This is a genomic window from Stenotrophomonas sp. I18B00994 (genome assembly GCF_014145825.1).
Taxonomy (GTDB): domain Bacteria; phylum Pseudomonadota; class Gammaproteobacteria; order Xanthomonadales; family Xanthomonadaceae; genus Stenotrophomonas; species Stenotrophomonas maltophilia.
On record NZ_JACIUW010000025.1, the window covers coordinates 15419 to 32860 of the forward strand.

Genomic DNA, 17442 nt, shown 5'->3' on the forward strand with positions numbered 1-17442 from the left:
GCGGCCGGCACTACCTGATTCAGGCCGGGATCCGACCCCGCATCACCAGCGCAGTTTGCGCCGCGCCAGCGCGGCCGCCAGTTGATCCATCGCCTGCTGTGCCTGTGCCTGCGGCAGATGGTGCAGCGTGAGTGCCACGTCGCCATGCGCACCGGCGGTATCCAGTTGCAGGCTGCTGGTGCCCAGCACCTTGTCCAGCGGTGAACGCTGCAGGCGCAGGCCCTGCACCTTGTCCAGCTCGGCCCAGCGCCACCAGCGTTTCCACCAGCCGCCGCGCACGGCCACATAGTGCTCGTCCAGATACCAGCCCATGCGTGCCATCTGCCGGTGTGCGACCAACAACGCGACCGGCAGCCAGGCCAGCACGACCAGGCCCCATGGGCCCCAGCGCCAGTACGCGGCGGCGGCCAGCAGCGGCACCAGCAGCAGCGCGCCCAGGCACAGCCGCCACCAGCCACGTTGCGGGATGGACTGCCATTGCGCCGGTGGCCAGTGCAGCTGGGGGAGCAGGTGCTGCACCAGTTGCGTGCAATGCTCGCGGGTTGCCAGCGGCGCCAGTTCGCGCAGGGCGCGGTCCTCATCACGCGAAGGGCCACCGGCGGCACTGTCGATGCGCAGCTGGCGCAGCCCGAACCAGCGCGGCAGGGTGCCTTCGCGCAGCGTCCAGGCCTGGATGCGGCGACGTGCCACGCTGCTGCGGGTGCGGCTGAGCATCCCGGCCGACACCGTCAGGCGGCGGTCCTGCTCGACGAGGGTGAAGCCGTGGTAACGCAACAGGGTCAGCACCACCGACAGCACGCGCAGCGCCAGCCAGCCCAGCAGCAGGGCCGCCGCCGCCAGCAGCAACGCGCCGGTCACGCCGGGATGCAGGTGGCTGGCATAGCCGAAGGCCTCGCGGCCGCCGCGCTGGATGGCATCGTCCATCACCGGCCGTGGCACGGTCTGGAACAGGACGCCGAACGCGGCCACCGCCAGCGCCCAACCGCGGTTGGAGAGCAGGCCCATGCGCACCACGTCCCAGCTGGACAGTCGCAGCAGTACGCGTTCGCTGTCGACGTCGGCAATGGGCGGTGCATCGACGGCGTCGTTGGCCTGCGGCGTCTGTCCGCGTTGGCGGACCAGCCGTTCCAGCGCCAGTGCCTGGTCCAGCTTCAGTACCCGCATCTCCGCTTCAGGGCGCACACCGCCGGCCGATTCCAGGCGCAGCTCGGCCACGCCGAACAGGCGGTGCAGCGGGTTCTGCCGCACTTCCACGTTGTGGATGCGGGCGAACGGGATCTCGCGGCGGTTGCGCGCCAACAGGCCACTGCGCACGGTGATCGCATCGCTGCCGATGCGGTAGCGGTAGCTGAGGTACTGCATCACCGACACCAGGACCAGGGCGGCAATTGCCGTCAGCGGAATCAGCTGCGCCCACATCGGATCGCGGTCGCCGCGCTGGCCGAACACCAGCAGCGCGACCAGTGGCAGGAAGTAGTGGCGCAGCTGCATCAGCAGCACGAACAGCCACGACCACGGGTGCAGGCGGTGGTCCTCGGTACCGGAGGGCGGCGGTGCAGGCAGGGGCGGCGGCAGGCTCACAGGGCGTCGGCGTCCTGGTCGAGCTGGTGGGACAGGGTGTCGCGCAGGCGCTCCGCATCCGCCTCGTCCAGGCCGCTCACGGTCACCGCGCTCATGCGGGTGCCTGCGGTGTGCACGATCAGCGTGGCCAGGCCGGCACGGCGCTCCAGCGGGCCCCGGCGCAGATCGAGATGCTGCACCCGCGAGAGCGGGATGCGCGTCTCCAGCTGCCACATGAGGTCGCGGCGCAGGCCCAGGCCCTGTGCGTCCAGCCGCCAACGGGTGCGGACCAGGCGTCGACGGCCCAGCCACGCACCAAAAGCCACACCCATCAGCAGCCCGGCTGCAGCGGTCCACAGGCCACCGGGCAGATCGAAGAACCACGCCGCTGCCGCCAGTGGCAGGCCCGGGACGAACAGGCCGCCAAAGGCACCTTCCAGTGCGGCCAGGCGGGCTGCACGTTGCGGCAGTGACTGCCAGTCGGTGGCGGGTGGTGCGGGAATCGTGGCGTCGGTCACGCGGGCTCCGTCAGGCAGCAGGGCGGGCGGTAGCGGCCGTGGCCGCACCGCGCAGACGGTAGCAGGTCGGCTGCGTTACTGGGCAGCCTGGATCAGCGCATCGACATCCAGCAGGTGGCCGGCACGGTCGGCCTTGGTGCGCAGGTAGTTCTCGTTCTCGGCAGTGATCTCGCCGGTGACCGGAATGCAGTCCAGCACTTCGATGCCGGCATTGCGCAGGCGCTGTGCCTTGGTCGGGTTGTTGCTGAGCAGCGCCACGCGCGAAATGCCCAGGCCACGCAGCATCGCCACCGCGCTGCCGTAGCGCCGCTCGTCGGCACCGAAGCCCAGCTGCGCATCGGCGTCGATGGTATCCAGGCCGTCGTGCTGATAGCCATAGGCGCGCATCTTGGCGGCGATGCCGGTGCCGCGGCCTTCCTGGTCCAGGTACAGCAGCACGCCACCGCCCAGGTCCTTCAGCTTGCGCAGGCCACGCCGCAGCTGGTCGCCGCAGTCGCACTTGAGTGAACCGAACAGATCGCCGGTCAGGCACGAAGAATGCACGCGTACCGGCACCACTGCCGACAGGTCCGGCTCGCCGACGATGATCGCGACCTGGTCGCGCTGCGCCACGCCGCCGCGGAAGACTGCAAAGGTGGTCATGCCGACGTCGCGCAGCGGAACCGGCGAACGCGCCACCAGTTCGTAGTCGTGGGCCGCATGTGCTGCGCCTTCGGCCAGGTCGCACAGGGCCACCTCGGCCGCACCGTCGAAAGTGTGGTCATCGAGGTCCAGGCGCACCGCGACCATCGCTGGCAGCAGCAGACCCAGGCGGGCAAGCTCCACCGCGCCGGCATCGAAGGCGTCGCCGGCGCTCCAGCTTTCGGGCATCGGCCCGGGTTCGCGCAGGTAGCCCAGCGAGGGCAGGGCCTCGAAGGCCACGCCGCTCAGCGGCAGGCGCGCGCCCTGTGGTGCCTCCACGCCGAGCACGCGGGCGCGGGTGGCGGTCAGGAACAGGTAATGGCGCTCGCGGGCGGCAGCGGCGAAGGCGGCGAAGCTGCTGGTCGTGGCGCTGTCCAGCGCGATCACCGCCAGGCGCTGGCCCTGGCCATCGTGGAGCAGCACCGGGCGACCGGCGCGCAGTTCGGCCACCGCGCGTTCGCAGCGGATCGCGGCCGGATCGCCGAACAGGGAAGAAGCAGCAGGCATGGCAGGACCGGGGGAGGCGGACATCGCAGTCTCTATGGGGGCGCCGGCGTCGTATTCAACGTGGTGCGGCCAGTGGTCGCAGGCGGCCGTCAGTGGGGGTGTTCCTCAGTTGCGTACGGGTCTTCCTCGCTACTGCCCGGTGGCCGCAGCGTATAGCGCTTGTAGGTCCACTGGTACTGCGCCGGGTCGCGGCGGGCGATGCGTTCGATGCCGGCGTTGAGGGCAGTGGCCGCCACCAGCGGGTCCGGATCGGCCACCGCCGGGTCGGTCGGCTCGATGTGCAGGGCGAACTCCATGTCCGGCCCGATGCGTTCGCACCAGCCATAGAGCACGGTGGCACCCGTGCGTTCGGCCAGCCGGTTGACCAGGGTCATGGTCAGCGCCTGCACGCCGAAGAACGGCACGAACACGCCATCGCCGGCCTTGGGCTGCTGGTCGGGCAGGATGCCGGTGGCGCCGCCGTCCTTGAGCACCTTGAACAGCTGGCGCACGGCCGGGCCTTCGGCGCGCACCTGCTGTACGTTCTGGCCGCCGCGCACCAGCTGCAGGAAGGCATCGCTGGCCTCGTCCTCCGGCGGCTTGTAGACGATGGCGATCTGCCCGCGCGAGGCCAGCCACTGGTTCAGCAGCTCCCAGTTGCCGAAGTGCGGCGCGGCCACGATCACGCCCTTGCCGCTGGCCAGGGCGGCGTCGTACAGGGCCTCGCCATGGCGCTGCTTCAGGTGCAGGCGCAGGTTGTCGGCCGGCGCCTGGCTCCACAGCCGCAGGGTTTCGATGGCCTGCAGCGCGGTGGAGCGCAGCAGATCACGGTGCAGGCGGTCGCGCGCGGCGCCATCCAGCTCCGGGTAGGCCAGTTCCAGGTTGCGCCGGGTGACGCGGCTCTCACGGGCATCGAGGGCGATCCACGCCCACGCCAGGGCGCGCGCGAACGCCCGCAGCAGCGGCCAGGGCAGGCGGGCGAACAGGGTGGTGGCGCGGTAGACCAGCCGGGCTTTGCGTTGCGGATTCATCGGCGCCAGTTTAGCCAAGGGCGCTGCTATCGTGGCCGGCCCTGTTCATTGGAAGCCCACGATGCTCGTCCTGATCCAGCGTGTCAGCCAGGCTGCCGTCCATGTCGACGATGAGGCCGTGGGGCAGATCGGCCCTGGCCTGTTGGCCCTAGTCGGCATGGAGCCGGGCGATACCGAGGCCCAGTTGCGGCGGATGGCCGAGCGCCTGCTGGGCTACCGGGTATTCGCCGACGAGGCCGGGAAGATGAACCGCTCGCTGCGCGATACCGGCGGCGGCCTGCTGCTGGTCAGCCAGTTCACCCTGGCCGCCGACACCCGTTCGGGCATGCGGCCGAGCTTCACCACGGCCGCGCCGCCGGAAGAGGCTGAACGCGGGTTCAACCGTTTTGTTGAGATCTGTCGTGAAAATCACGCGCCAGGGGTGGAAACGGGCCGATTTGGTGCCCATATGGTCGTCAGCCTGGTCAATGACGGTCCCGTGACCTTCCTTCTCCGGCCCTGAGCCTGCGGGACCACCGCCCGGCAGGCAGGGCCCCGGGCTGGTATAATGCTACGTTCCCTATTTCTCCCTGCCGGTGGCGCGAGCACTACATGGCCAACGAACGTCCTGCCCAATCCGAAATCAAGCAACTGATCAGCAAGGGCCTGGAACAGGGCTACCTGACCTACGCCGAAGTCAATGACCATCTGCCGGACGACATGGTCGACCCGGAACAGATCGAAGACATCATCGGCATGATCAACGGCATGGGCATCGATGTCCATGAAGTTGCGCCGGATGTGGAAACCCTGCTTCTCAACGATGGCAACACCGGCAACCGCGAAGTCGATGACACCGCGGCTGAAGAAGCTGCCGCTGCGCTGAGCGCGCTCGACACCGAAGGTGGCCGTACCACCGACCCGGTGCGCATGTACATGCGCGAAATGGGCACCGTCGAGCTGCTGACCCGCGAAGGCGAAATTGCCATCGCCAAGCGCATCGAGGAAGGCCTTTCGCAGGTCCAGGCGGCCCTGGGCCAGTTCCCGGTTTCGGTCGAGTCGCTGCTGAACGACTACGAAGCCCACAAGGAAGGCAAGAAGCGCCTGGCCGAAGTGATCGTCGGCTTCAACGACCTGGTCGACGAAGAGCCGGCGCCGCCGGCGGTCGCTGCCGATGACAGCGCCGATGCGGACGCCGAAGGCGACGAGGACGAGGACGACGATGTCGACGGTGGCGATGAAGAAGCCGCACCGACCGGTCCGGATCCGGAGGAAGTCGCCGCGCGTATGCAGGCGCTGAGCGATGCCTTCAACGCCTTCAAGAAGGCCGCGACCAAGGGCGACAAGAAGAACCTGCCGCGCCTGCGCGAAGAAATGTCGGCGGTGTTCGTCACCCTGAAGCTGCCGCTGCCGCTGACCGACGTGCTGACCAAGCAGCTGCGCGACACCATGGCATCGATCAAGGCCCATGAGCGCCGCGTGCTGAACCTGGCGACCGTTACCGCCCGCATGCCGCGCAAGGACTTCATCCGTTCCTGGGAAGGCAACCAGACCAACCTGGAGTGGGTGGAAGACGCACTGAAGCGCAAGCAGAAGTGGTCCTCGGCGCTGCGCGAAGTGAAGGACCAGATCATTGCCGAACAGCAGGCGACGATCGACATCGAGACGCTGACCCAGCTGGACCTGGAAGAGCTGAAGGAAATCAGCCGTGCCATGGCCTACGGTGAAGCCAAGGCGCGCAAGGCCAAGAAGGAAATGGTCGAGGCCAACCTGCGCCTGGTGATCTCGATCGCCAAGAAGTACACCAACCGTGGCCTGCAGTTCCTCGACCTGATCCAGGAAGGCAACATCGGCCTGATGAAGGCCGTGGACAAGTTCGAATACCGCCGCGGTTACAAGTTCTCGACCTATGCCACCTGGTGGATCCGCCAGGCGATCACCCGCTCGATCGCCGACCAGGCACGCACCATCCGTATTCCGGTGCACATGATCGAGACGATCAACAAGTTGAACCGCATTTCCCGCCAGATGCTCCAGCAGTACGGCCGCGAGGCTACGCCGGAGGAGCTGGCCAAGGAAATGGACATGCCGGAAGACAAGATCCGCAAGGTGATGAAGATCGCCAAGGAGCCGATCTCGATGGAAACCCCGATCGGCGACGACGAGGATTCCCATCTGGGCGACTTCATCGAGGACACCAACGTGGAGTCCCCGATCGAGAACACCACCAACATCAATCTGTCTGAAACCGTGCGCGACGTCCTGGCCGGCCTCACCCCGAGGGAAGCCAAGGTGCTGCGCATGCGCTTCGGCATCGACATGAACACCGACCACACGTTGGAAGAGGTCGGCAAGCAGTTCGACGTTACCCGCGAGCGCATCCGCCAGATCGAAGCGAAGGCCCTGCGCAAGCTGCGTCACCCGAGCCGCTCGGAGCAGCTGCGCAGCTTCCTGGATATCGATTGATTTCCAGCGGCTGTTGAAGCGTTGAGAGGAACCCCGCCTGGTGCGGGGTTTTTCTTTTTGGGGGGTGTGTGCTTTCTGTAGAGTCGAGCCAGCTGCTGTTTGCGATGACGTATCCAGCAGGTCTTCTCAACGGCTGCGCGTTTGCGCCGCTACTGCATTGGGAAGATGTGATGCGCGACGAGCGCGAGGATTCACTGGGATTTGCCCGAAGAGCGACGCTGGCATTGCTGACGCAGTCTGGTGCTGGGTTGCTTGCGGGCTTCGGCGGCGACAAGCAGAAGGGGCTGGAAGAGGCCAGGAGGACGGTGGCGCTGTTCCAGGCACACCTGCGGCGGCAGCTGTGGTTTACGGACGTGGCGGAGAAGCGGTTGGGGCGGGTTGCTGAGGCTCTTGCTGCTGCCGGGTAGCCGATCAAGCGCAGCCTCCACTACACTGTGAGGCTGCGCAGGGCCTATAGCTCAACGGTTAGAGCAGGGGACTCATAATCCCTTGGTTTCAGGTTCGAATCCTGATGGGCCCACCACATTGACGTCCAATGGCGTCCCTGAGGCCATCGTGGTGCTTGATTCATGGCCGCATCCAGCGATATTCAGCGGCGTCCAATTGCATCCACAGAAAAGTGAGTCAGGCTGAGTGTCGGCGGGCGAGAGGCCCTGGACGACTCACAGTCTCTCACCTTTGTCTGGGGGCAATGAACCATCAGCTGTGAAGGGCGCCCTCCTAGGGGTAGCGCGGCGCCATCGTGCTCGCTCTCGCTGCGGCGGGAGGTACGGGCTTGGTGCCGTCCGGCCGCAATCATGTCGGCCTGCAGCATGCTGGGTGCCACGACCTTGAGTGGGTTTCCATGGGCAAACGCCCCGATCGCGATTCCTCGCAATCGGGGCCTATGTTTCAGCGGGTCCCTGTATGCAAGCGCCAGCCGGGGTTGTAGCGGGTTGCGGAGGCTGGTGAGAACAGCAGGCCATCCGTTGCCTGCCCGTACCGGATTTCCACATCATCATTCGCCGAGTGGATGAGTATGTCGGTGCGCCCGTCGCCATCGAAGTCGTTGGTCAGCAAGTGATGCCCAGGGCTCCAGCTGGAGACGCTCTGCGCGGAGAACCGAAGACCACCACTGGCTTGGCCGTAGCGGATTTCGGAGTGTCCGTTCGCTGCATAGATCAGAACGTCGTCTCTGCCGTCGCCATTGAAATCACCCGTCAACAGCGTGTGCCCGGTGGACCATAGGTCGGTCGTGCTCGGTGCAAAGCGCAAACCGCCGTTCATCTGCCCATAGCGGATCTCAGTGGCTCCGTCGGCGGCATAGATCAGCACATCGCTGTATCCATCGCCGTTGAAATCCGCAATCTTCAATGTATGGCCAGCCCGCCATTGATCATGCTGACCGGGTTCTGCGCGCAGTCCGTCGGTGGCCTGTCCGTAGAAGAGGTCGACCTCACCGTTGGGTCCATACAGCAACAGGTCATCAAGGCCGTCGCCATTGAAGTCGCCAACATGTGGGCGGCTGCCCAGGGCGACCTGCCGTTGCGATTGTGGGGCGAAGCGCAATCCGCGATCACTGCCTCCGTAGCGGATCTCGAGAGCGCCGCTGTCCTGCAGGATGAGTACGTCGCTCCGTCCATCACCGTTGAAATCTCCTGCCATCAATTGACTGCCCACATTCCATGCAGTGCGTGATGGAAGATGTTCGGTGAATCGAGCGTCAGGACGTCCATAGTGGAGCCGTACGCTACCGTCGCCGCCGTGCACCAGCAGATCGGAGAAGCCATCGGCGTCGAAGTCGCCACTGACCAGTTTGGCCGAGGTTGCCCATGGCGCCGAGGGGGCATCCGTCAGCGAATGGGTCACCAGGCCCGCATGGGGGGCCAGCTGTCCGGTTGCCACCGACGCGCTGCCAGAGGGTGGGTTGTACAGGATGACGTCGCCGCCACCATCGCCGTTGTAGTCCACAGAGCGCACTGCAGCGCAACTGCCATTGGCGCGGCGGAGACTTCCGGCATGATCGCCTCGCGCAGGACATGTTCGTGGTGCCAACTGCTCCACCTTGACCCAATCGACATGAAAATCTGCAGGCAGAACGGTGTTGGATGTCATCCGATTGTTGATGCCTCCAGGTGTTGTAGTCGGAGGTGCAAGATTAGTATTCAGATTCACGAGCATTGGAACGCTCGGAATATTCAGTGTTGTTCGATAGAACTCCACTCCATCCACAGAGTATGCGATGTGGATGGGGCTCCACTCTGCGGAGAACACATGATAGTTGCTGGAATAGTCGACAGATCCAAGCTTGGTGTAGGCTGAAAGCGTTGCATCCGCCACTGCGGTGGAGCAATCGGCAGGGTTCGTAAACCAGTAATGTTGCACATTGATCGTGCGCGGGTCGGACTTCTGCAGCCCAGTGGCCTCAAAGATATCTATCTCACCGCATGCAGGCCCATATGACACCAGCGAGAATGCGGGAATGACGCCTGGCGTGTTAGTCATTTTCACACGGGCAGAGTAGCGACCATAGGTGAAGTACCTAGGGTAGTAGATGCCACCTGTCTGATAGAACGGGAAGGTGTCTTGGACATCACCGCGGAAGACAGCATCTCCTTGGGCCACGAACGCATTTCCAGGCTTGTAGGTGTACGACACTTTCCCGGACTTGTCGGTCACATCCCCTGCCCACGGGATCCAGTAGCTGAGACTAGGGTCATCGAAATGCTCTTCCATGACGGTGATCCACTCATTCTCTGTATTCTGCGCTTGTGCAGCTGACACGACTGAAGTCGCAACCGATGCGGCGAGTACAAGCTTCCTTAACATTGCCAATTCCCTGATGTAGAGCCGCGGGATGCGACCGCCTGTGAGTTTGACAGTTTGGCGGTGACTTCTTAGTGGCCAGGGCTTGGGGATGAGCCGTGTCCGCGGATTGATTGCAAGCGAAGTGTCTCGGAGAGCGGATTACGATAGTCGAACCGACTAGATGCCAGAACTGGATCCCTCGGCCTAGAGGCTCGGGAAGTGAGTCGATTAGTGAGTCAAAAGTGGATTGAAGTGGATTGAATATCAATCAAATCAATTGTTTACTTTGTTTCTGCGGTTGCTGGTGGGCCACCAACCGACCTCGCCTGACCGGTCGCAGGTCTCATCGCTCCCCAGCGCGACCTGCAGCGTCGGTACCATCTGATCCGCACACAGGGATCGACCATGGCCAGCACCGATACGCCGGTGGAAGACTTCACCAACGAAATCGAAGACAGCCGGCACCTGTTTGCCTGGTGCCTGGTCCACTATGGACAGGTGCCCGAGGCGCTGGCACTTGAACAGGCACGCCAACGCTATCCCGACCAGAGCCCCGGCCGCGAGTACGAGCACGCGTTGATCTTCCACGATGAGCCGTGGCATTGGGCGATGCTGCACGTAAAGGGCGAGGGGTATTGGCACCGGCACCCGGAACTGGCGCAGCCGTCGCTGGACTACGAAGCCGAATCGGACGCACTGCACCTGGCCCGCGGTGAGCAGGTGCCACTGCTGGATGAGGACGAGTACCTTGGCGCGCTCGCGCATGCGCGCCACATGCGTGCATGGACGCTGGTCCATCAGGCGGGTCGTTCGCCGGATGAAGCGCGCCAGGAGGCGCTCGGCCACTACGCGTATCGTCCCCGCCATCATCGTGGTCGATTTCAGGTTCATGATCCGCGTGATGGCTGGCGTCATGTGATGAGCGTATTGCATGGCGACGATTACTGGGCGCGACCAGAGTTGCGGGAACCGCCACAGGCCTATTGGAGCGAGTCCCGCGCCTTTGTTTCGGCGCAGGGAATCCGCTTGCCGGACCCTCCGGGCTGAGGCCTGCTCGGCCGGCGAAGGCGCAGCACCGTCGATCACCGCACTCTGTGCCGAATGACACATGCCCCGCCATTTCTGCTGGCGGGAAGATGGCGGCATCCCGAAGTGGAGTGATCTGATGCCTGGTACGCTCAGTCGTCGCGCCTTCCTGGCCAATGTCGCGGCTGTTCCGGCGGCCACGCTCATGCCCACCGGTGTTGCCACGGCGGCGCAGCCCACCGTCACCACCGGGAACCTGATCGAAGCGGAGCGCAGCGTGATCCGCTCCGCCATGCAAGGCAGCGGCATCGGTGCCGCTGCCGTCTGCCTGGTCGAAGGCGGGCAGGTGCGCTGGCTCGAGGGCTTCGGGTACGCGTCGGGTCACGGTAGTGCAGCAGTAGACGCCAGTACGATGTTCAGCATCCAGTCCACCTCGAAGAATTTCGCGGCGGTGGCGGTGCTGTTGGCCGTGCAGGACGGCATCCTTGATCTGGATGCGCCCATTACCCGCTATCTGCCGTCGTTCACGGTGCGCAGTCGCTTCGAGCATTCCCCGCAGGAGCGCATCACCCTGCGCCTGCTGCTTGCCAATCGCGCGGGATTCACGCACGAGGCGCCGCTGGGCAACAATTACGAACCGGCGTCACCGGGCTTTGATGCGCACGTCCGCAGCATCTCGCAGACATGGCTGCGCTTTCCGGTGGGTACGCGCTATCGCTATTCCAACCTGGGCTTCGACCTTGCCGGTCATGTCCTTGAGCAGGTTGCGGGCATCGGCTATCCGGCCTGGCTGCAGCGCCGGATCTTCGAGCCACTGGGAATGCACGACAGTACGGCCGATGCGTCGGTCTACCTGGCAAGCAAGGGGCGGGCACTGGGAACCCAGGAAGGCCATGCGCAGGTGCCGCCGGTGACGCCGCTGGTGGTGTCGGGAGGCGTCTGGACCAGTGCTGCCGACATGGCGAAGTATCTTGGCTTCCTGCTCGGTGGCGGCCAAGCCGGCGCGCAGCAGCTGCTTGAGCCCCATCTCTGGGACGAGATGCATGGCTTCGGCCTCGGCGGTGACTACGGGCTCGGCGTAATGCGCAGCGAACGGCTCTACGGCAGTACACCGGTGCGGCTGCTGCACCATCGCGGCGGAGGCTTCGGATTCGGGTGCGTGTTCACCTACTGCAGGCAGGCCAACGCTGGATTCGCCGCGATGTTCAACCGCGCGACGTCCGCGGGGTACGGCATCGGCGAGCGTCTGCTCGATCAATTGCTGTCGGCGCGTTTCGGGCCCCGTCAGCCGCGTGTGCCGCTATCGTCCCTGGCGCCGATCAGGTTGAACCAGGACCAGCTGCAGCGGATGGCGGGAGACTGGATAGGGCGCAGCGGCAAGGCGAAGATCGTGGTTGCCGGAAGCGGTGAACTGCAACTGCATCGTGGGGCGCAAGCTGTGGGCAGACGGTTTGCGGCCATCGACGGCGACCAACTGTTCACCGCGGACACCGATGGAGAGGTTGCGACGTACCGTTACCATGCGGCGACGGAGAGGCTGCCGGCGCACCTGGAATGTACGAACGGCGAGGATGGCCTGGACCAGAACGATCCCATCGATGGGTCCACCGGGCCGCAGGCGTCCCATTGGCGACCCTGGCTGGGGCGCTATCGCATCGACCAATGGGGGAAACCGTCGATGTCCGTTGTGCTGGAGCAGCGACAGGGCTGGCTGTACATCGATGGCATCCGCCTGGTCACTGAAGTGGAGCCAGGCCTGCTGTTCACCAGCGATGGCGAAGCGGTGGATTTCCGCAGCTCCCAGCCGACATGGCGCAACCTGCGTCTGCAGCGCGTCCAGCCCGTGGGCAGGGGATGATGGCGGCATGCCGCGTGCTCATCCGCGCCGCCCACGCCCATCGATGCTGTAGCGCCCCGCCCCGGTGCAGGCCAGCAGCAGGAAGCCACCAGCCAGCCCCAGGTTCTTCAGGAACATGATCTGCTGGGTCGGGTCGGCAACGTTGTGGTGGAAGATGAAGGCGGTGACCAGGCTGAAGCCTGCCAGCACGATCGATACCAGCCGGGTCTGGAAGCCCAGCAGGATGCACAGGCCGCTGCCGATCTCAAAGGCGATGGTAGGCCACAGCAGGATGCCGGGTACCCCCATCGCTTCCATGTAGCCCTGGGTACCGTTGAGGTCGCCGAGCTTGCCGATGCCGGACACCAGGAACAGCGCCATCAGCAGGATGCGCGCAAGCAGGTAGGCGAGCGAATGCGATGAGTTGCTCACGTCGAAGTCCTCGGAGATGGCTGCCGAAGGCGATCGGAGCCCACCGGCAGTGAAGCCCGTGTCTACGTACCGGGCAAGGCGGCTTGACAGCTGGCCGGCCGCAGGACACCTTTCCATCATGACGATCGATATTGAATCGCTCAGCCTTCGGGAGCTGGGCGCCTTGGTGGTTGCCGCTGAACAGCGGAAACAGCTCATTTCCAGCCGCCGTCCGGCCAGCGCGGTGCGGCGGATGTTGAAGGCTGCCGCGGCCGAAGCCGGCTACACCCTCGAAGAACTCTTCGGTGGCGAAGCCTCGGAAACACCTGCGCCCGCCCGCAAACCCGCCCGCCGTAAATCCGGCAAAGTCGCGCCCAAGTATCGCGACCCGGAATACAAGCGCCTGACCTGGACCGGTCGCGGGCGCATGCCGCGCTGGTTGGCGTCCAAGGTCTCGATGGGCCACAAGGCCACCGATTTCCTGATTCCTGGTTTGGCCAGGCCGACCGCTGGCAAGACCAGCACCATCGGCAAGCGGACTGTCATCAAGAAGGGATGAGGCTGCAGCACTGCTACCCTGCCCGGGTCTTTCAACCAAGGAGCACCGGATGGCACACGAGGGTGGCATGACGATCACGCCGAAAGTCCTGTACACAGCCGCAGGCGTGGCCGTGCTGGTCAGCCTGTTGGCCTGGGCGGTGGAATGGAGCGGGATGGCCTATGTCTGCCCATACTGCCGCGTACAACGCACTGCCATCGGTGTGCTGGGCGTGCTGACATTGTTCGCGCGGCCGGGGAGCCTCATCGTGCCCTGGTTGTCGTACACAGCGGGCGGTTTCGCGTTCGCGGTTGCAGCGATGCAGCACTTCAATGGCTGGAAGCGCATTTCCGCCGGTGATTTCAGTCTCAACGCGCAGTGGTACATCGACCCGTGGCTGCTGTCAGGCTGCGCGATGCTGATCCTGGTAGCGCAGCTGATGCTGGTGCAGGCCGCCTGCCGGCGCAGCTTGCGCTGAGTGTTTCCACCCATGGCGTGGAACTACCCGTTCTGGAATACCGCCAACTGCGCAGCAAACGCGCGCTGATAGGCGGGACGCTGCGTCGCCCGTGCCACATAGGCCACCAGCAGCGGGTACTCGTCGAGCAGGCCACTGCTCTTCAGGCGCAGCAGCACCGAGACCATCATCAGGTCGCCCACGCTGAACCCGCCGTCCAGCCACGCCGCCGCGCCCAACCACGCGGACAGTTGCGAGAGACGCATCCGCACGCGCTCGTCCAGCATCACCAACCGCCGTGCATACCAGGGCTGTTCGCGCTCCAGCACCCAGGCCATCGAGCGCTCGACGATGGGTGGCTCCACCGTATTCAACGCGGCGAACACCCACATGACTGCGCGCATGCGTGCATCCGGACCGACGGGCAGCAGGCCGGCATGCTGTTCGGCGAGGTGCAGGACGATCGCGCCGGATTCGAACAGGACCTGGTCGCCCTCCTGCCAGGTGGGAATCTGTCCGAAGGGATTCCGCGCCAGGTGGGCAGGTTGCTTCATTTCGGCGAAGGTCAGCAGCTGCACGTCATAGGGCACGCCCAGTTCCTCCAGCGCCCAGCGCACGCGCATGTCACGGGCCAGGCCCTGGCCGCGGTCGGGGGAGGTGGCAAAGGCGGTGAGGATGGGGGACATCGCGGCGCTCCTGCAGGCGGGAAGGCCTGTCTCTTCTGTTCCGACGAACGACGAGGGCGGAAATCGACACCCCCCCCCGATGCGCTCTTCACCCCGCCCGATGCAGTTTCCGGTACTGGTCCGGCGTGCAGTGCGCGTGCCGCTTGAACATCTCTGCGAAGGCGCTGACGCCGGAGTAGCCCAGCTCCTCGGCAATCCGGCTGATCGGCCGGCGTGTGCACAGCGCTTCGGTGGCACGCACGAACTTCACCCGACCGCGCCAGTCACCGAGTGACATGCCCAGCTCGCTGCGTGCCATGCGCTCCAGCTTGCGTACGCTCATATGATGCCGCTGCGCGATATCGGCGACCGACTCGGCTGCGGACAGGTGCTTCTCGATGTACGCCATCACCTGTTTCAGGGCATCGCTGCTGGCGATCGGCAGGAAGCTGGGCAGCACTGCGGCATTGAGGATCTGGTCGATCACCACGGCGGCCATGCGCCGCTGGGCCGCCGTCCGCGGATCGGTCACGCCCTGTCGCGCCAGCTCGTGCAGCAGCTCGCGCAGCAATGGGCTGACTTCCAGCGCACTGCAGCGCTCGGGCAGGCGGCGTGACAACGCCGGCGACAGGTAGGCCGAGCGATAGGCCAGCCGCGACCGGTTGCGCGAATAGTGGGGCATTCCCGGTGGGATCCAGATCGCGTAATGGGGCGGGGACACCATCCACTCGCCGTCGATCTTCATCTCCATCACCCCTTGTGCGACGAAGTTGAACTGGCCCCAAGGATGGCTGTGCGTGCCCCAGTCGGTGGGCTCCATCGCACCCTGCCGGAAGTAGACCGGACCGGGCAGCTGGCGGAAGGTGGGGATGGGCTCCATCGGTTGCCGCAACCCGGGGTTGGAGTGACGCATTTTAAGGATGTCCTTGATATGCGCCAAGCGTACGCTGGCCATTCCCCCACGTACACCCACGCTCTTGAACTACCTCTTCCCAATCCTTGCCTGCCTGCTGTGGGGCGCGAATACCATCGTGACCAAGCTGGCCTCGGGCGCGGTCGGTCCCATCGATATTGGTTTCTTCCGCTGGCTGGTGGCGGCCATTGTCCTGTTGCCCTTCGCGCTGCCGCGGCTGCGCAACAACCTGCCGACCGTGCGCGCCAATCTCGGGCGCTTCCTGGTGCTGGGTTGCCTGGGTGGGGTGATGTACCAGTGCTTGGCCTACTATGCGGCGCACTTCACCTCGGCCACCAACATGGGGGTGATCCAGGCGTTGATTCCGTTGATCGCGCTGGCGCTGTCGCGCGTGTTCATGGGCCACCCGGTGCGAGGCACTTCCATTCTTGGCGCGGTGATCTCCACTGCCGGTGTGGTGGCGGTGGTCTCGCAGGGCGACCTGGCGCGGTTGGCAGCGCAGGGCCTGAACCGCGGCGACGCGATCATGCTGATCGGTGCATTGGCGTTCGCCACCTACAACGTGCTGATGCAGCGCTGGAAGATTCCGCTGTCGGTACTCGAATCGCTGTTCCTTCAGGCCACGGCTGCGTCGCTGATCCTGTTGCCGGTGCAGCTGTTGATTGGCACCGGGATCAACAACCTGACGGCGGTCGGGTGTATCGGTTTCGCTGCTGTGTGCGCCTCGATCCTGGCGCCGCTGACCTGGATGACCGGCCTGTCGCGCCTGGGTGCTGCGCGCGTCTCAGGCTTCTTCAACCTGGTGCCGATCGTGACCGCCGCGCTGGCCGTGCTGCTGCTGGGCGAAACACTCAGTGGCTGGGTACTGGCAGGGGGCGTGCTGGCGGTATCCGGTGTGGTCTTCGCCGAGTACGCAGCGAAGCGCGCGACGATGGCGAGTGGGGGCGAAGCGTCCTGACGCGGTCGGGCCGGACCCGCGCGGACCTCAGCCGTGGCGTGTCGTCCCGCACAGCGCCTGCTCCACCTCCTGCTCCAGGGCGTCGGCGTCGTAGCCGCGCTTGCCCTGCAGGCTCAGGTACAGCGACAGCGGGTCCACGCGGTCACCGCTACCGGTGAAGGCAGGCGGATACGACCATATCTGCAACGTTCCGCTGCGCGTGCAGTCGCGGCCGGCTGCAGGCAGTGCCCCCAGCTTCCGCCAGGCATCGATGTACAGGGCGCGTGTGATGCCGTGGTCTTTCGACGGCACCGCAAGCATTGCTTCCGTCCCTGCCTGGGGGGCGGATTGAGCATGTCGGGCCAGAACGTCGGCGACCTGTTCCCAGCAGACCTCCACTTCCTTCAGCACGGGGGAGCGCAGGAACGGCTGCGCTCCCGCCCAGACCTCGCCGCGGCTGCCGGCGAGTCTCAGGAAGCGTTCGCGTCCGCCGGTGGAGCGTTCGGCCAGTCCGCGACCGACCAGTTCAGCGGAGAGCCTCGACGCGGTCATCGAGGTGTATCCGGCAGCACGGCTGACCTCACGCGGCGACCACCAGCGTGCCTGGCCGGACAGGAGTACGTGGATGAGCACGGCCTGCGCCGAAGGCAGCAGCGAAATCGCTTTCTTCTCGTGGTCGGGCGCATCGCGGAACTCGATCGCCAGGCTGGGGGCGTACAGCTGGTTGTGCGGTACCACGAAGTCGATATGGTTCTCGACCAGGAACCTGCGCTGGGTGGGGGTGAGGTACGGCGAGACATACAGCACCATGGCCTTTGCCGCTGAGCGCAGCACTTTCACATCCTGGATGACGCGGCTGCTGGATTCGCCCGGGACGCGTGGAACTGCCAGCATCGCCGGCGTTTCACCATAGAGGGTCAGCTCGGCGATGTGATAGCGCGAGGCCATGGTCTGCGGGATGAAGCGTGCCGCAGCCACGGGGCCGACCACCGAGGCCAGGCCGGGCAGGATCCGGCGCAGGTAGCGCTGCGCATCCATGACCAGATCGGTCAAGCCACTGTGTACTGCCGTTGTCATCGCTTGCTTCCCTTGGACCAGCCCCATCCCCGCAGCGGGGAGGGGGTGGTCCATCGCATTCAGTGGTGAATCC

Annotated in this window: 17 protein-coding genes and 1 tRNA gene; 9 read left to right on the forward strand and 9 right to left on the reverse strand. The window is 65.3% G+C overall.

Translation table 11 applies throughout. The features are described 5' to 3' along the window. Nucleotides 1-42 precede the first annotated feature (42 nt). The 4 genes from H4O10_RS19605 to H4O10_RS19620 all read right to left on the reverse strand — a co-directional run bounded on the left by H4O10_RS19605 (nt 43) and on the right by H4O10_RS19620 (nt 4276). Nucleotides 43-1581 (reverse strand): PH domain-containing protein, encoded by a 1539-nt coding sequence (locus H4O10_RS19605; protein ID WP_049453984.1) that lies wholly within the window; start codon nt 1579-1581, stop codon nt 43-45. Beyond that, nucleotides 1578-2078, reverse strand: a complete 501-nt coding sequence (locus H4O10_RS19610; RefSeq protein ID WP_005411183.1) for a PH domain-containing protein — start codon at nt 2076-2078, stop codon at nt 1578-1580. The genes H4O10_RS19605 and H4O10_RS19610 overlap by 4 nt, the downstream gene beginning before the upstream one ends. A 75-nt stretch (nt 2079-2153) precedes the next feature. Beyond that, entirely contained in the window at nt 2154-3290 is a 1137-nt protein-coding gene (ribA, locus tag H4O10_RS19615; RefSeq protein ID WP_012481360.1) for a GTP cyclohydrolase II RibA, read from the reverse strand. Nucleotides 3291-3355: 65 nt separating this feature from the next. Then, nucleotides 3356-4276, reverse strand: a complete 921-nt coding sequence (locus H4O10_RS19620; protein ID WP_012481359.1) for a lauroyl acyltransferase — start codon at nt 4274-4276, stop codon at nt 3356-3358. Between the two features lie 61 nt (nt 4277-4337). Here H4O10_RS19620 and dtd point away from each other — a divergent pair, with 61 nt between their 5' ends. The 4 genes from dtd (at nt 4338) to H4O10_RS19640 (ending at nt 7244) form a co-directional block, all read left to right on the forward strand. After that, entirely contained in the window at nt 4338-4778 is a 441-nt protein-coding gene (gene dtd / locus H4O10_RS19625; protein WP_005411180.1) for a D-aminoacyl-tRNA deacylase, read from the forward strand. A gap of 89 nt (nt 4779-4867) precedes the next feature. Next, the gene (gene rpoD / locus H4O10_RS19630) at nt 4868-6721 is read left to right on the forward strand and encodes an RNA polymerase sigma factor RpoD (RefSeq protein ID WP_005411179.1); all 1854 of its coding nucleotides are present in this window, start codon (nt 4868-4870) and stop codon (nt 6719-6721) included. A 104-nt stretch (nt 6722-6825) separates the two neighbouring features. Beyond that, the gene (locus H4O10_RS19635; RefSeq protein ID WP_049453990.1) at nt 6826-7128 is read left to right on the forward strand and encodes a hypothetical protein; all 303 of its coding nucleotides are present in this window, start codon (nt 6826-6828) and stop codon (nt 7126-7128) included. 40 nt (nt 7129-7168) lie between these two features. Further along, a tRNA-Ile gene (locus H4O10_RS19640) sits at nt 7169-7244 on the forward strand. 368 nt (nt 7245-7612) lie between these two features. Here H4O10_RS19640 and H4O10_RS19645 read toward each other — a convergent pair. Next, on the reverse strand, nt 7613-9436 hold the full coding sequence (locus H4O10_RS19645; RefSeq protein ID WP_161801843.1) for an FG-GAP-like repeat-containing protein: 1824 nt from the start codon (nt 9434-9436) through the stop codon (nt 7613-7615). A gap of 477 nt (nt 9437-9913) precedes the next feature. Between H4O10_RS19645 and H4O10_RS19650 the strand changes: the two genes are divergently transcribed. Continuing rightward, a complete protein-coding gene (locus H4O10_RS19650; RefSeq protein ID WP_049431604.1) occupies nt 9914-10555 on the forward strand; it encodes a hypothetical protein in 642 nt (213 codons plus the stop codon). A 61-nt stretch (nt 10556-10616) separates the two neighbouring features. Next, the gene (locus H4O10_RS19655; protein WP_239667823.1) at nt 10617-12392 is read left to right on the forward strand and encodes a serine hydrolase domain-containing protein; all 1776 of its coding nucleotides are present in this window, start codon (nt 10617-10619) and stop codon (nt 12390-12392) included. Between the two features lie 18 nt (nt 12393-12410). Here the strand turns inward: H4O10_RS19655 and H4O10_RS19660 are convergent, their stop codons facing one another. Beyond that, nucleotides 12411-12803, reverse strand: coding sequence for a DoxX family protein (locus tag H4O10_RS19660; protein ID WP_043034583.1), 393 nt, complete (start codon nt 12801-12803; stop codon nt 12411-12413). 118 nt (nt 12804-12921) lie between these two features. Here H4O10_RS19660 and H4O10_RS19665 point away from each other — a divergent pair, with 118 nt between their 5' ends. Both H4O10_RS19665 and H4O10_RS19670 read left to right on the forward strand, forming a co-directional pair. Next, nucleotides 12922-13341, forward strand: a complete 420-nt coding sequence (locus H4O10_RS19665; RefSeq protein ID WP_049453980.1) for an H-NS histone family protein — start codon at nt 12922-12924, stop codon at nt 13339-13341. Between the two features lie 49 nt (nt 13342-13390). After that, complete coding sequence (locus tag H4O10_RS19670) at nt 13391-13798, forward strand: hypothetical protein (protein WP_049453978.1); 408 nt, start codon at nt 13391-13393, stop codon at nt 13796-13798. A gap of 23 nt (nt 13799-13821) precedes the next feature. On the opposite strand, the gene H4O10_RS19675 is transcribed toward H4O10_RS19670, so the two are convergent. Continuing rightward, the gene (locus tag H4O10_RS19675; RefSeq protein WP_024957910.1) at nt 13822-14463 is read right to left on the reverse strand and encodes a glutathione S-transferase family protein; all 642 of its coding nucleotides are present in this window, start codon (nt 14461-14463) and stop codon (nt 13822-13824) included. Between the two features lie 88 nt (nt 14464-14551). Beyond that, the gene (locus H4O10_RS19680) at nt 14552-15355 is read right to left on the reverse strand and encodes a helix-turn-helix transcriptional regulator (RefSeq protein WP_049453976.1); all 804 of its coding nucleotides are present in this window, start codon (nt 15353-15355) and stop codon (nt 14552-14554) included. A gap of 7 nt (nt 15356-15362) precedes the next feature. Between H4O10_RS19680 and H4O10_RS19685 the strand changes: the two genes are divergently transcribed. Continuing rightward, a complete protein-coding gene (locus tag H4O10_RS19685; protein ID WP_176425396.1) occupies nt 15363-16313 on the forward strand; it encodes a DMT family transporter in 951 nt (316 codons plus the stop codon). Nucleotides 16314-16340: 27 nt separating this feature from the next. Here H4O10_RS19685 and H4O10_RS19690 read toward each other — a convergent pair whose 3' ends face one another. Next, nucleotides 16341-17369, reverse strand: coding sequence for a hypothetical protein (locus tag H4O10_RS19690; RefSeq protein WP_049453973.1), 1029 nt, complete (start codon nt 17367-17369; stop codon nt 16341-16343). Nucleotides 17370-17442: the final 73 nt, after the last annotated feature.